This window comes from Caulobacter sp. SSI4214 (assembly GCF_012184455.1).
Lineage (GTDB): Bacteria > Pseudomonadota > Alphaproteobacteria > Caulobacterales > Caulobacteraceae > Caulobacter > Caulobacter vibrioides_E.
Map to the genome: position 1 here is coordinate 1 of NZ_SZWJ01000003.1, position 13,706 is coordinate 13,706.

The following is a 13,706-nucleotide window of genomic DNA, read 5'->3' on the forward strand; positions in this document are numbered from 1 at the left end:
CCTCGGCCGAACGGCTGACGGCGGCCACGCGCGGCGGCCAGACATAGGGGCCGCGTCCCTGCGCGACGAAGCCGGCCGGCGCCTGGGGCAGCAGGTGTTCGGCCACAACCGTCTGGGTCCGCCCGTCCTCGACCAGTTCGCCCACCCAATGGGTGTCGTCCCGAGGCCTCAGCGTCAGGATCGAGGACTGACCGCCCTTGGGGCTGAAACGGACCACGAGGTCGGCGCCGTTGCGGCCCAGATCGTCGATCAGACCGGTCGAGCCGACGGTCCCGGGACGACGCGGGTCGCGCCAGGCGCCTTCCAGCGGGGCGTAGCCGCCGGCCTTGTCGACAATTTGCAGGGCGTAGAGTTGGGCGCCGTCGGGGCCCGTCACGCGCCAGCCGCCGTCCAGCGGGCCTTGCAGGGTTTGGGCGGCGGCGATCGAGCCCTTGACGCGCAGCTCGTAGATCTGGGCGGTGGTCAGGGCCCCGCCGGGGACGGCGGGCGTCGCCGGTTCCGGCGCCGGGATCGGCAGGATCGTGGCCTTGTGGCGGGGCGCGGGCTTGCCGGCGGCCTCGACCTCCTCCTCGTCCGTGGTCTGGGCCTGACCGTTCTGCTGGGCGATCAGGTCGGCCATCGGGTCGAGGGCCTGGGGAATCCGCGAGGAATCGTCCGGCGTGGCGGGGTTTCGCGGGGCGGGTTGAGCCGGCGTCGGCGCCGGGGACTGAACGGCGCTCGAAGGGGCGGGAGCGGGCGTCGCGGTCGGAGCTTGCTGGGCCAGTGCCGGGCTAGCGACCAAGACGACGGATAGAACAATAGCCCGCATACGAACCCTTCTTAGTCCCCCTGGCCCGCGATCGCCGCCGCGACGGCGACAAGACGCTCGGCCTGAGCCAGATGCAAGCGTTCGGCCATCTTGCCGTCGACCCGCAAGGCTCCTTTGCCAGCATTTTCGGGCGCGTTGAAGGCCGTGATCACCGCCTGGCTCCAGGCGATCTCCTCGGGCGACGGGGAGAAGACCTTGTTGCAGATCTCCAGGTGCTTGGGATGGATCAGGGTCTTGCCGTCGAAGCCGAAATCGACGCCCTGCACGCAGACGGCTTCCAGGGCCGCCAGGTCTTCGATGTCGTTGTGCACGCCGTCCAGAATGGTCAGGCCATGGGCGCGAGCGGCGGCAACCGACAGGGTCAACAGGGGCAGGAACGGCGCGCGATCGGGCGTCTGGCGCGCCCGCATTTCCTTGGCGAAGTCGTTGACGCCCATGACCCAGGTCGACAGCCGCGTGCCATGGACCGCGCCGGCGATTTCCCACAGGTGGAAGGCGGCCTTGGCCGTTTCGATCATAGTCCAGAGCCGGGTGTGCGGCGGGGCGGCGTTCAGATGCTGGTCGTAGAGGCGCACGTCGGCGGCGTCATCGACCTTGGGAACCAGAACCGCGTCTGGACCGGCCTCGGCGGCGGCGCGAAGGTCCTCGGCGCCCCAGGGGGTGTCGAGACCGTTGACGCGGATCACGACCTCGCGCGCGCCGAAGCCGCCGGCCTTGACCGCAGCGACAGCCGCCTCGCGGGCCGCAGGCTTGGTCTCGGGGGCGACGGCGTCCTCCAGATCCAGGATGATCACGTCGGCGGGCAGCGTCCGGGCCTTCTCGACCGCCTTGGCGTTCGAGGCCGGCATGTAGAGCGCGCTGCGGCGCGGGCGGATGGCGGCGTCGGTCATGAAATTCCCCTGCGTCCTGTCCGGCGGACCTTACCAGCGCCGCGACGCGGCAAAAGCTTTCCCGTGCGAGAATCGCGCGAACCGGCTTGGCGCCGCCGGGCGCGCGCGTAGGATCGCGCCATGACCACGCGGTATGACAAGAGCGCGCGCAACGTGCTGGGGGGCGAGCTGGCCCCGTGCTCGATGGATCCGCTGACGGGCTTCTACCGCAACGGCTGCTGCGAGACCGGTCCGCACGACCTGGGCCTGCACACCGTCTGCGCGGTGATGACCGATGACTTCCTGGCCTTCTCCAAGGCGCGCGGCAACGACCTGTCGACGCCTCGGCCGGACCTGGCCTTTCCGGGGCTGAAGGCCGGCGACCGCTGGTGCCTGTGCGCCGGCCGCTGGACGGAGGCCCTGGAGGCCGGCATGGCGCCCCAGGTCGTGCTGGAGGCCACGCACGAGGAGATGCTGGCCGTCGTGCCGCTGGGCGTGCTCAAGGACCACGCCGCCGCTTGACCCGAATCTAGAATGCGCCAGCGGGGGTCGGAGCGTACTGGCCGCCCTTGCGGTAGCGGTAGAGGTACGACGGGATGACGGCCTCGACGGCGGTCGGCGTGACCCCCGCCTCGGCCAGGCCCGGCAGGCCGGCCTCGGCGACGTTGTCGCTCTTCAGCATCTCGACCTGGTCGGTGGTCAGCGGGGGGGCGAGCGGCAGGATCGAGGCCTGGATGTCGCCCAGCGAACCGATCAGCGACGCCACCGGCCACGGAACGGGCGCCAGCGGACGCTTGCGGCCGGTCTCGGTCAGGATCAGCTCGAGAATCTCGCGCATCGTATAGACGGTCGGGCCGCCCAGCTCATAGGTCACGCCGACGGCGGCTGGGTCGGAGACCGCCTTGGCGATCACGGCGGCCACGTCGCCGACGAACACCGGCTGGAACCGGGTGTCGCCGCCGACCAGCGGCAGCACCGGCGCCAGGGCGGCCATCTGGGCGAAGCGGTTGAAGAAGTCATCCTCGGGACCGAACACGATCGAGGGCCGGACGATCGTCGCGCCCGGGAACGCCTCGCGCACCGCGACCTCGCCTTCGCCCTTCGTGCGGGCATATTTGGCGACGGCGTCCACGTCGGCGCCGATCGCGCTGACGTGGACCAGATGCTTGACGCCGGCGTCGGCCGCGGCCTTGGCGACGTTGCGCGCGCCCATCATGTGGATCGACTGGAACTTCTGGCGGCCGCTCTCCCAGAGCACGCCGACCAGGTTCACGCAGGCCTCGGCGCCCGCCAGCGCGCGGGCCACCGAGGCCGGGTTGCGGACATTGGCCTGCACGACCTCGATCTGGCCGACATCGCCGAGCATCCGCATGCGATAGGCCAGGTTCGGCTGGCGCACCGCCACCCGCACCCGATGGCCCGCCTTGGCGAGCGCCCGCACGACCTGGCCGCCCACGAAACCCGTGCCGCCGAACACCGTGACCAGACCTTGCATCTTCGTCCCTCGTCGCAAGCGATGACTCCACCGCGATAATGGGGGGATTAGACGACGCGGCGCTTGTCCGCAAGAAATCACGATTTGTCGTTTTTTGTCTGTTGACGCGGTCTGAAGCTTTCCCTAAACGTCCCGGCCTCGCGGCGACCTAAGCGGTTGCGACAGCGGGCCCAGGTGGCGGAATTGGTAGACGCGCTGGTTTCAGGTACCAGTGGCTTAACGGCCGTGGAGGTTCGAGTCCTCTCCTGGGCACCACCCCTTTACCAAGCTTCTTCGGAAGCCGGGGTGGCGCCAAACTAGATATCCCGTTCATCGTGAGTATAAGTGTCGCGCGCCTATATTGGGCGTGAGATCCGGCGCGACCGTTCGACGCGACGAAGTCCAGCGGAGAATTCTGAGACTTGGCCAATTTTGTTCACGAAGGCGACCTTCCCGACGGCGTGTTCGCCGGCGCTTCCATCATCGCGATCGATTCGGAGACCATGGGTCTGCGCCTGGGCCGCGATCCGTTGTGCGTGGTCCAGCTGTCGTCCGGCGACGGCGACGCCCATGTCGTCCGTCTCAAGCGCCCCGGCTACGACTGCCCCAACCTGAAGGCGCTGCTGACCGATCCGGCCATACTGAAGCTTTTTCACTTCGGCCGCTTTGATATCGCCATGTTCGAACTCCATCTGGGAGTCGTGACCGCGCCCGTCTACTGCACCAAGATCGCCTCGAAGCTGGCCCGCACCTATACCGACCGCCACGGCCTGAAGGACGTGACGCGCGAGTTGCTGGGCGTGGAACTGTCCAAGGCTCAGCAGTCTTCGGACTGGGGCGCGCCGACGCTCAGCGCCGACCAGGTGGCCTACGCGGCCTCGGACGTGCTGCACCTGCACGCCCTGCGTGAAAAGCTCAATGTCATGCTTGAGCGCGAGGGCCGCATGGGCCTGGCGCGGGCGGCCTTCGACTACCTTCCTCACCGCGCGTCCCTGGACCTGGCGGGCTGGGAGGACGTTGATATCTTCGCCCACAGCTGACGACGGGACGCGAATGACCACGGCCGCGGCCATGACCGGACGATCGATGAGCGCCGACCTGGCGCGCTGGCGTCGTCGTTCGCGCCGCGTCAAGCTGGCCCGCGTGGTCCTGCCCGCCGGGATCGCCTTCATGGTGGCCATGATCGGCGTTCAGGTCGGTTGGCGCTCCTACATGGCCGCGACCCACCCGCTGGTCGAAGCCAAGACCGAGATCCGCCTGATCACGCCGCGATTCTACGGCCAGTCCAGCGACGGGCGCAGCTTCAAGATCACCGCGCGCTCGGCCGTTCGCGACGACGCCGACCCGCGCCGCATCTTTCTGGACGAGCCGGCCCTGACCCTGGGGCTGGGCTCGCCGACCCCCACGCGCATGACCGCCAAGCACGGCGTCTACCGCCAGGACGACTTCAGCCTGGACCTGAAGGGCGACGTCCGGCTGGACGACGGGGCGGGCTATCGGTTCGCGTCCGAGGCGTCCCTGGTCGACACCAAGACCGGAAATGTCACGGGCGAGACCACGATGAACGGCGAAGGTCCCACCGGACAGGTGCAATCCAGCGCCTACTCCGTATATGACAAGGGCGATCGCATCGTCTTCCGCGGCGGGGTTCGCGCGCGGTTCGAACGGCAGTAAAGAAGAAATAGCGCCGGTTCGCTTCGGAAGGCGGATCGCGACGGATGAGGACATGGTTCTGATGAAGCGATGGACGGCCGCGGCGGCGACGACCGCGTTGATCCTGTGTGGGATTGGGGCCAGCGGCGCGGCCTATGCTCAGAAGGGCGATTCCAGCACGCCGATCGATGTGGCCGCCGATCAGCAGGAAACGATCAACAGCCGGTGCATCACGATTTTCCGCGGTAACGTGGAAATTCTGCAGAACCGCTCCCGGATGCGCGCCTCGCTGGTCACGGTCTACAGCGCCAAGAAGCCCGGGGCGGAGAACGCTTGCGGCAACGCCCAGCGCATGGAAGCCGAAGGACCGGTCTATCTGGTCAACGAGCTGCAACAGGCGCGTGGCGAGCACGCGGTCTACACCTTTGACAACAATATCGCGGTCCTGACCGGCGACGTGGTGGTCGTGAAGGGCAAGGATGTGGCGCGTGGCGACAAGCTGACCGTCAACACCAAGACCAACGACGCTCGTCTGGAGTCCAACACGCCTGGCCGCGCCGCCCCGCGCCGCGTCCGCGCGGTGTTCTATCAGGAAGACAACAAGAACGACGCGTCGGCCCCGGCCCAGACGCCGCCCGCCCCGCGCCAGTAGGACCCGCATGACCCTGTCTCCCAGCGACGCGGACGGCCTGTTCGTCGATTCCGTCGGCAAGTCGTTCGGCGACCGCCCGGTCGTCAAGAACGTGTCCCTGCGCCTGAAGCGCGGCGAGGTCGCCGGCCTGCTCGGCCCCAACGGCGCGGGCAAGACCACCTGCTTCTACATGGTCACCGGCCTGATCGCCGCCGACTATGGCGCGATCTATCTGGACGGCGAAAACATCACCGCCCAGCCGATGTTCCAGCGCGCCCGCCTCGGCGTCGGCTATCTGCCGCAGGAGGCGTCGATCTTCCGGGGCATGACGGTCGAGCAGAATGTCATGGCCGTGGTCGAGATGCGTCAGAAGGATCAGCGCAAGGCGCGCGAGCAGGTCACCGGCATCCTGGAAGAGCTGCGCATCACCCATATCCGCAAGTCGCCGGCCGTCGCCCTGTCGGGTGGCGAACGTCGACGCGTGGAAATCGCCCGAGCCCTGGCCAGCGAGCCGTCGTTCATGCTGCTGGACGAGCCGTTCGCCGGCATCGACCCGCTGGCCATCGCCGACATCCGCGACGTCATCACCTATCTGAAGGGGCGCGGCATCGGGATCCTGATCACCGACCACAACGTGCGCGAGACGCTGGACATCATCGACCGCGCCTCGATCATCCACGCGGGCGAGGTGCTGTTCGAGGGTTCGCCCAAGGAAATCGTCGAGAACCCGGAAGTGAAGCGCGTCTATCTGGGCGACAGCTTCTCCGAACCCCGGCTTGGGGATTAATCCGCCAGAGGGCGGGCGGCGAGACACGCCCAGCCCGTCTCGCGATTGACTAAGTCCTTGATGATAAAGGCTTAAGGCGCTCGGGCCGATCCCCTTCGGGACGGAAGGTCGCACCGGCCCGATTATTGCAGGCGTTGGCGACCCGTTAACCAAAACGCCCCTTCAATGACGGTCGAAGTTTTCGTTCGTCAGGAGGGCGCATTGGCGCTCAGCCACCGCCTCGAGATCCGTCAGGGTCAGGGCCTTGTCATCACCCCGCAACTGCAGCAGGCCATCAAGCTGCTGCAGCTGTCCAACATCGAGCTCGACGCCTTCGTCGAGGCCGAGCTGGAGCGCAATCCGCTCCTGCAACGCGATGAGGGCGATCACGAGCCGTCGGGTGATGTCGAACCTGCTCGCGACGCCAGCCTGACCCACGTCGACGCCGTGGCCGATACGACGGCCGGCCGCGAGATGGACGCTCCGCCGGAGGATGTTTCACCCGGCGAGCGCGCCACCGGCGACGGCGCGGAGTCCGAGTCCGCGGCCGAGCAGGCGGGCGGCCAGATCGACTGGTCGCGGGCGGGCGGCGGCGGCTTTGACGGCGACGACGGCTATGAGAGCGCTCTGACCGAGGTTCCGACCCTGGCCGCGCATCTGCGCGCTCAACTGGTCCAGGCCGGCCTCGACCCCGCGCGCAACGCCATCGCCGAGATCCTGATCGACGCCGTCGACGACGGCGGCTACCTGCGCCTGGACGTGGCGGAACTGGCCGAGCGACTGGGCTGCCCTCTGACCCTGGTCGAGGCGGTGCTGACCACCCTGCAGGGCTTCGAGCCGGTCGGCGTCTTCGCCCGCGATGTCCGCGAGTGCCTGGCGCTGCAGCTGAAGGACCGGAACCGCCACGATCCGGCCATGGCCGCGATGCTGGATAATCTCGAGCTGCTGGCCAAGCGCGACCTGGCGGCCCTGCGTCGGCTCTGCGGCGTCGACGACGAGGACCTGCGCGAGATGATCGCCGAGATCCGCGCCCTGACCCCGCGTCCGGGCGCGGCCTATCACAGCGAGCCGGCCGAGACCCTGGTGCCGGACGTGATGGTGCGCGAGGGGCTCGGCGGCCTCTGGCATGTGGAGCTGAACACCGACACCCTGCCGCGCGTGCTGGTCGACCAGCGCTACCATGCCCGCGTTTCCAAGGGCGCGCGCAGCGATCAGGAAAAGACCTTCGTCGCCGACTGCATGGCCAGCGCCAACTGGCTGGTGAAAAGCCTGGATCAACGCGCCAAGACCATCCTGAAGGTCTCCAGCGAGATCGTGCGCCAGCAGGATGGCTTCCTGGCCTATGGCGTCGAGCACTTGCGGCCGCTGAACCTGAAGACCGTCGCCGACGCGATCGGAATGCACGAGAGCACGGTCAGCCGCGTCACGTCCAACAAGTATATCTCCACGCCGCGCGGCGTGTTCGAGCTGAAGTTCTTCTTCACCTCGGCCATCCAGTCCTCGGAAGGCGGCGAGGCCCACTCGGCCGCCAGCGTTCGCCACAAGATCCGGGCGCTGGTCGACAGCGAGAAGACGGAAGGCGACGTCCATTCCGACGATCGCATCGTCGAGATTCTCAAGGCCGCCGGGGTCGACATCGCGCGCCGGACCGTGGCCAAGTACCGCGAGGCGATGCGGATCCCCTCGTCGGTCGAGCGCCGCCGCCAGATGAAGGAAACCGCTTAGAAGGCGTCTCCAAGGCCCTTCCATGCGTTCCCATCGGTGATGGGAAGGGTAGGAATGCACGAAAAGAGCCTGGCGGAAGTGATCGAGGGGTTCAGCGAGGACGCCAGCCCCACGCTGACGGTCGGCCAGATGCTGGAGGCCTTCGACAGCCGCGCCTTCGGGGCGGTGCTGATGGTGTTCGGGGCGTTGAACTGCCTGCCCCTGCCGCCGGGCTCCTCGACGATCCTGTCCCTGCCGATCCTGTTCATCGCGCCGCAGATCGCCCTGGGCGCCGATACGCCGTGGCTGCCGCGCCGGCTCGCGCACAAACCCTTGAAGCGCGACGACCTGCGGGGGCTCTTCCGACGGTTGGTTCCGATCGTCCGCCAGATGGAACTGATCACTCGTCCGCGCCTGCGGCCAATGTTCGCACCCGCCGGCGAGCGACTGATCGGCGTGGTCTGCACCTTGCTGGCCATCGTGCTCGTTCTGCCGATCCCCTTGGGCAATCTGGCGCCGGGCGCGACGGTCGCCGTCCTGGCCCTGGCGCTGCTGCAGCGGGACGGCGTGCTGGCGCTGCTGGGGTATCTGATGACGGCGGCCAGCGGCGCTCTGTTGTTGCTCAGCGCCCACGTCGTGGTCCTGGCCGCGCGCAAGCTCATGGCCGTCTTTTCCGGGCTCTTATGACGCCGCCCTTAAGGTCCAAAGCTCGCTTGACACCTGTTGGCGACAAGCGCGTTGTATCAGCATGCAAGTCCAAGTTTCCGGCAAGCATGTCGACGTCGGCGAGGCTCTGCGAGCGCGAGTCTCAGACGAAATCGCCCTGAGCATTGGCAAATACTTCGATCGCGGCGGCGCCGCCGAGGTCGTGGTCAGCAAGGATGGCTTCGCCTTCCGTGTCGATTGCTCGGTAAAGCTGGCTTCGGGTCAGCAGCTGATCAGCCACGGTTCCGGAGGCGACGCCCACGCGGCGTTCGACTCGGCCCTGGCCAAGATCGACACGCGGATCAGGCGGTACAAGCGACGCCTGAAAAGCCATTCGGCGGCGGCCACGGCCAAGCAGGTCGAGAACGCGGCGATGTTCGTGCTTCGCGCGCCGGCCGACGACGAAAGCGAAGAGCAAGACTGGGATGTGGATGTCGACCACCCGACGGGCGCGCCTGCGGCCATGGTCATCGCGGAAACCCAGGCCGCGCTGAAGACGATGACTGTTTCCATGGCTGTCATGGAACTGGACTTGACCGGATACCCGGCAATCGTGTTTAGGAACGCCGCCCACGGGGGCCTCTCCGTGGTCTATCGACGTCCAGACGGGAATATCGGCTGGATCGACCCCGAACGCACGAAGTCGCTGAACGGGCACGGGTCCACCGCCAGCTAACCCGACCACGGCATGGTCGGCGGCGCCGTCGGCGGATTCGCGGCGACGGCGCCAAGGCGGTCGACAATGAGCGAGCGTTGGAAGTCCATGACCATCGGCGATCTTCTGGACCCCGGAGCGGTGGCGCTGCGCGCCAGCGCCCCCGGCAAGCGCCAAGCCCTTTCGATGGTCGCCGACCTCGCCGCCCGCGTGCTGGGCGTGGAGGCCGATCAAGCTCTGGCCGGTCTGGTCGAGCGGGAAGCCGCCGGCTCCACCGGGGTCGGCGAAGGCGTCGCCCTGCCGCACGCGCGGCTGGACGGTCTGGATCGGGTCCGCGCCGTCGTGGTGCGCCTGGATACGCCCGTCGCCTTCGACGCGCTTGATGACAAGCCCGTGGACCTGCTGGTGGCGCTGTTCGCGCCGCCGGAGGCCAACGCGCAGCACCTGCGCGCCCTGGCCCGGGTCGCGCGCCTGATGCGCCAGCCCGAACTCCGCGCGGCCCTGCGCCAAGCCCGCTCGACCGACGCGATCCACGTGCTTCTAACGCACGAGACGACCGGCGCGGCGGCTTGATACCAGCGCCGAGCGGCCCCACGAGGGGACCGCTCCTCCTTGTTTCTAGTGAACCGAAACCGGGGCCAGTTCGTGGGCCAGGGCGGCGGCGATCGCCGTGTCGCGGTCGATCATCACGGCCAGGCGCGCGCCATCGGCGCGGCACACGGCGTAGAGGGTCTGCTCGGGCGACAGGTTGAAGTCTTCGACGCCCTCCGGGACATCGGCGAGAATCTCGGCGGCCTTGATCGGCCGGACATAGACGAGGTCGGGCGCGCCAAGGGCCGCGAACGCTTCGCTCGTGAGGAGCGGGCTGCTGTGGTGGGTGTTGGGCGTCATGATGACCACCTCCTTCATTGAGGGAACGCGCCTTTCTCCGGCCGGTTCAGCGCCGCGCCGAAGGGACGTGTTCCGCGCGGCCTTTCAGCCCGCGCTGCGGATAGGGATGCGCTTGACCAGTCGCTCGGGTTCGGGACGGGCCAGGTCGATATGCAAGAGGCCGTGCTCCAGGGTCGCCGCGGTCACCTCCATGCCCTCGGCGAGGACGAAGGTGCGCACGAAGCCCCGGGCGGCGATGCCTCGATGCAGGAAGGCCCGCTCGGCGTCGGCGCGGCCATCGGCGTCGCGCTTGCCGGCCACGACCAGTTGCCCGGCCTCGACGGTCACGTGCAGCTGGTCGGGCCCGAAGCCGGCCACGGCCAGGGTGATGCGCACGCCGCCATTCTCGGCCTGCTCGACATTGTAAGGCGGGTAGCTCTCGGCCGCGGCCTTGGCGGCGCGTTCGATCAGGTCTCGCGTATGCTCGAAGCCCAGCAGGAAGGGGCTGTCGAACAGAAGGGTTCTGGTCATCGCGAAGTCCTCGCTCAAGCGACTTCGTTCGCGGAGACAAACCCGAGGATCGGCGCCGATCCCCACGACACGGCCCTAGATGTGGAGGCCGTGGACGGAGGGTTCAAGAGGCAAGAAGGGGCAGACCGCGCCTGGGGCCCAGAAACGGACAAGGCCCGGACGTTTCCGTCCGGGCCTTGATGGTGGAGCTAAGCGGAGTCGAACCGCTGACCTCTTGAATGCCATTCAAGCGCTCTACCAGCTGAGCTATAGCCCCAAATTTTCCTGGAACACCTTGCGGTAACTCTCGGAAATACTTGGTCTCTTCGGCGTTTCGACTGGTGTCGCTCCCCGAAGAGGCGCGGAACCTAGTCCGGGATTTTTTTGGGATCAAGTCTCTTCTCGAACTTTTTTCGAGAAAAATGTCGCGCCCCTGAAAACCCCTGTGGATAGCGGGTTTCGACGGTTCGAAACCCGCTATCCAGCGGTGTTAGTCGTCGTCGCCCTCGCCGGGGAGGCCTTCGATCTCGTCGTCGAGATTGTCGTCGTCGTCCTCGTCCTCCAGGAACGGAACGTCGTCGGCCTCGTCCTCGGCGAGGTCTTCGTCCTCGGCGAAGTCGACGCCAAGGTCGTCGCCGCCGGCGGGCGCGGCGCCGGGTTCGGCGTCCTCGTCGTCGGTCTCGATGACGTCCGCCTCGGCGGCCTCGTCGATTTCCGGCGTTTCGTCGACCTCGTCCTCGTAGCCATCGACCTCCTTGGGCGCGACGGCTTCCTTTTCATCGTCGGCGTCATAGTCCGGCGTGATGGCGCGGGCGCGGACGCGGCGCGACTTCAGAGCCTCTTCCGGGTCGAACTGCTCGCCGCACTTGGGGCAGACGGCGGGACGACGGTTGAGGTCGTAGAACTTCGATTGGCAGTTGGGGCAGATTTGTTTTGCGCCCAAGTCGGGATTGGCCAAGTTGGCGACCCTTTGATCCGGATGGGAAAAGCGGCGGGTCACTTGCCATGACGAGAGCCCGCTGTCAAAAGCAAACCCCTTCGCGAAAACCACCAAGTACTAAGGAGCCGGTTTCGGCATGTCGTCGGCTGGATTGAAGAGCGCCCCCGGAAGCGCTCTGCGAGGGATCGTGCGCGCTCCGGGAGACAAGTCCATTTCCCACCGTTCGATGATCCTGGGCGCGCTGGCGACCGGGACGACGACGGTCGAGGGGCTTCTGGAAGGCGACGACGTGCTCGCCACCGCGCGGGCCATGCAGGCGTTCGGCGCGCGCGTGGAGCGGGAAGGCGTCGGGCGCTGGCGCGTCGAGGGTCAGGGCGGGTTCGCCGAACCTTCCGACGTGATCGACTGCGGCAACGCCGGCACCGGCGTGCGCCTGATCATGGGCGCGGCGGCGGGCTTTGCGATGTGCGCCACCTTCACCGGCGACAGCTCCCTGCGGGGCCGGCCGATGGGGCGTGTCCTGGATCCGCTGGCCCGTATGGGCGCGACCTGGCTGGGGCGCGACAAGGGCCGCCTGCCGCTGACCCTGAAGGGCGGGAACCTTCGCGGCCTGACCTACACCCTTCCCATGGCCTCGGCCCAGGTGAAGTCGGCCGTGCTGCTGGCCGGCCTGCACGCCGAGGGCGGCGTCGAGGTGATCGAGCCGGAAGCCACCCGCGACCACACCGAGCGGATGTTGCGCGCCTTCGGAGCCGAGGTGATCGTCGAGGACCGCGTCGCGGGCGACAAGGCCATTCGTCACATCCGCCTGCCGGAGGGCCAGACGCTGACCGGGACGCATGTGGCCGTTCCCGGCGATCCGTCCTCGGCGGCCTTCCCGCTGGTGGCCGGCCTGATCGTTCCGGACTCCGAGGTGACGGTCGAGGGCGTCATGCTCAATGAGCTGCGCACCGGACTCTTCACGACCTTGCGGGAGATGGGCGCGGATCTGGTCATCTCGAACCGTCGCATGGCCAGCGGCGAGGAGGTCGGCGACATCACGGCCCGGCATTCCGCGCTGAAGGGCGTGGTCGTTCCGCCGGAGCGGGCGCCGGCGATGATCGACGAGTATCCGATCCTGGCCGTCGCGGCCGCCTTCGCCGATGGTCCGACCGTCATGCGCGGCATCGGCGAGATGCGGGTCAAGGAAAGCGATCGCATCGCCCTCACCGCGGCGGGTCTGCGGGCCTGCGGCGTCACCGTCGAGGAGGAGCCCGAAGGCATGACCGTGGTCGGAACCCGCGGCGGCGACCATCCCGTTCGCGGCGGCGGCCTTGTCCATACGCACGGCGATCACCGCATCGCCATGAGCCACCTGATCCTGGGCATGGCCGCCCAGGAGTCCGTGGCCGTCGACGAGCCGGGCATGATCGCCACCAGTTTCCCGGGCTTCGCCGAGCTGATGCGCGGCCTCGGGGCGACCCTGGCGGAGGCCTGAGCATGGCCTTCGTCATCGCGGTCGACGGCCCGGCCGCTTCGGGGAAGGGCACCATCGCCGGACGCCTGGCGGCCCTGTACGACTATCCACTGCTGGACACCGGCCTGCTGTATCGCGCGGTCGGGGTCGCGATTCTCGACGGCGGCGGGGACCTGGACGATCCGATCGCGGCCGAGGCCGTGGCGCGCGCGCTCGACCTGTCGGCGCTGGACCGAACCGAGGTGCGCACCCGCGCGGCCGGCGAGGCCGCCAGCCGCTGCGCCGTCCACCCCGGGGTCCGCGCCGCCCTGCTGGATCTGCAGCAAGCCTTCGCCGCCCGCCAGCCCGGCTCGGTCATCGACGGCCGCGACATCGGCACGGTGATCGCGCCCCACGCCCCGGCCAAGCTCTATGTCACCGCCCGCCCGGAGGTGCGCGCGGAGCGCCGCTGGAAACAGCTGGTCGGGCAGGGCGAGGACGTGACCTTCGAGGACATCCTGGCCGATATCCACAAGCGCGACGCGCGGGACGGCGGCCGCAAGGACGCGCCGATGACGCGGGCGTCCGACGCGGTCTTGCTCGACACCTCGGAAATGACTATAGAGCAGGCCTTCGATGCGGCCCGCCGTATCGTCGAGGACGCGCGCGCCCATCACCGGCTCTAG

16 protein-coding genes, 2 tRNA genes and 1 pseudogene are annotated in these 13,706 nt (G+C 68.2%); 12 read left to right on the plus strand and 7 right to left on the minus strand.

The window, feature by feature from the left end; all coding sequences use genetic code 11:
• Positions 1–619, minus strand: a 619-nt coding sequence (locus FCU40_RS01435; RefSeq protein WP_168072416.1) for a hypothetical protein, incomplete at its 3' end; no start/stop codon positions are given.
• A gap of 200 nt (positions 620–819) precedes the next feature.
• On the minus strand, positions 820–1,698 hold the full coding sequence (locus FCU40_RS01440; RefSeq protein ID WP_168072418.1) for a CoA ester lyase: 879 nt from the start codon (positions 1,696–1,698) through the stop codon (positions 820–822).
• A 120-nt stretch (positions 1,699–1,818) separates the two neighbouring features.
• On the opposite strand from FCU40_RS01440, the gene FCU40_RS01445 reads away from it, so the two are divergent.
• The gene (locus FCU40_RS01445) at positions 1,819–2,199 is read left to right on the plus strand and encodes a DUF2237 family protein (RefSeq protein WP_004617167.1); all 381 of its coding nucleotides are present in this window, start codon (positions 1,819–1,821) and stop codon (positions 2,197–2,199) included.
• A 7-nt stretch (positions 2,200–2,206) separates the two neighbouring features.
• On the opposite strand, the gene FCU40_RS01450 is transcribed toward FCU40_RS01445, so the two are convergent.
• A complete protein-coding gene (locus FCU40_RS01450; protein ID WP_004617165.1) occupies positions 2,207–3,172 on the minus strand; it encodes a complex I NDUFA9 subunit family protein in 966 nt (321 codons plus the stop codon).
• Positions 3,173–3,340: 168 nt separating this feature from the next.
• On the opposite strand from FCU40_RS01450, the gene FCU40_RS01455 reads away from it, so the two are divergent.
• From FCU40_RS01455 to ptsN, 9 genes and pseudogenes are all read left to right on the plus strand, one after another.
• Positions 3,341–3,427: transfer RNA gene (locus FCU40_RS01455), tRNA-Leu, on the plus strand.
• A gap of 146 nt (positions 3,428–3,573) precedes the next feature.
• A complete protein-coding gene (locus FCU40_RS01460) occupies positions 3,574–4,191 on the plus strand; it encodes a ribonuclease D (protein WP_168072420.1) in 618 nt (205 codons plus the stop codon).
• Positions 4,188–4,825: pseudogene (gene lptC, locus FCU40_RS01465) on the plus strand (LPS export ABC transporter periplasmic protein LptC). Before FCU40_RS01460 ends, lptC begins: the two are co-directional and overlap by 4 nt.
• A 61-nt stretch (positions 4,826–4,886) precedes the next feature.
• Complete coding sequence (locus FCU40_RS01470) at positions 4,887–5,456, plus strand: LptA/OstA family protein (RefSeq protein WP_168072422.1); 570 nt, start codon at positions 4,887–4,889, stop codon at positions 5,454–5,456.
• A gap of 7 nt (positions 5,457–5,463) precedes the next feature.
• Positions 5,464–6,222, plus strand: a complete 759-nt coding sequence (gene lptB / locus FCU40_RS01475) for an LPS export ABC transporter ATP-binding protein (protein ID WP_004617160.1) — start codon at positions 5,464–5,466, stop codon at positions 6,220–6,222.
• A gap of 201 nt (positions 6,223–6,423) precedes the next feature.
• The gene (gene rpoN, locus FCU40_RS01480; RefSeq protein WP_168072424.1) at positions 6,424–7,926 is read left to right on the plus strand and encodes an RNA polymerase factor sigma-54; all 1,503 of its coding nucleotides are present in this window, start codon (positions 6,424–6,426) and stop codon (positions 7,924–7,926) included.
• Between the two features lie 54 nt (positions 7,927–7,980).
• Complete coding sequence (locus FCU40_RS01485; RefSeq protein WP_004617158.1) at positions 7,981–8,592, plus strand: exopolysaccharide biosynthesis protein; 612 nt, start codon at positions 7,981–7,983, stop codon at positions 8,590–8,592.
• A gap of 61 nt (positions 8,593–8,653) precedes the next feature.
• Positions 8,654–9,286, plus strand: coding sequence for a ribosome-associated translation inhibitor RaiA (gene raiA, locus FCU40_RS01490; protein WP_004617157.1), 633 nt, complete (start codon positions 8,654–8,656; stop codon positions 9,284–9,286).
• An 87-nt stretch (positions 9,287–9,373) separates the two neighbouring features.
• The gene (gene ptsN, locus FCU40_RS01495) at positions 9,374–9,838 is read left to right on the plus strand and encodes a PTS IIA-like nitrogen regulatory protein PtsN (protein WP_035017040.1); all 465 of its coding nucleotides are present in this window, start codon (positions 9,374–9,376) and stop codon (positions 9,836–9,838) included.
• A 45-nt stretch (positions 9,839–9,883) separates the two neighbouring features.
• Here the strand turns inward: ptsN and FCU40_RS01500 are convergent, their stop codons facing one another.
• The 4 genes from FCU40_RS01500 to FCU40_RS01515 all read right to left on the minus strand — a co-directional run bounded on the left by FCU40_RS01500 (position 9,884) and on the right by FCU40_RS01515 (position 11,603).
• Positions 9,884–10,156, minus strand: a complete 273-nt coding sequence (locus FCU40_RS01500; RefSeq protein WP_004617146.1) for a DUF1150 family protein — start codon at positions 10,154–10,156, stop codon at positions 9,884–9,886.
• An 84-nt stretch (positions 10,157–10,240) separates the two neighbouring features.
• Positions 10,241–10,666: an Hsp20 family protein gene (locus FCU40_RS01505; protein WP_004617144.1), complete on the minus strand. Its 426-nt coding sequence runs from the start codon at positions 10,664–10,666 to the stop codon at positions 10,241–10,243.
• A gap of 180 nt (positions 10,667–10,846) precedes the next feature.
• A tRNA-Ala gene (locus FCU40_RS01510) sits at positions 10,847–10,922 on the minus strand.
• 213 nt (positions 10,923–11,135) lie between these two features.
• Positions 11,136–11,603 (minus strand): TIGR02300 family protein, encoded by a 468-nt coding sequence (locus FCU40_RS01515; protein ID WP_004617142.1) that lies wholly within the window; start codon positions 11,601–11,603, stop codon positions 11,136–11,138.
• A gap of 118 nt (positions 11,604–11,721) precedes the next feature.
• On the opposite strand from FCU40_RS01515, the gene aroA reads away from it, so the two are divergent.
• A complete protein-coding gene (aroA, locus tag FCU40_RS01520) occupies positions 11,722–13,062 on the plus strand; it encodes a 3-phosphoshikimate 1-carboxyvinyltransferase (protein WP_168072425.1) in 1,341 nt (446 codons plus the stop codon).
• Positions 13,063–13,064: 2 nt separating this feature from the next.
• The gene (gene cmk / locus FCU40_RS01525; RefSeq protein WP_004617139.1) at positions 13,065–13,706 is read left to right on the plus strand and encodes a (d)CMP kinase; all 642 of its coding nucleotides are present in this window, start codon (positions 13,065–13,067) and stop codon (positions 13,704–13,706) included.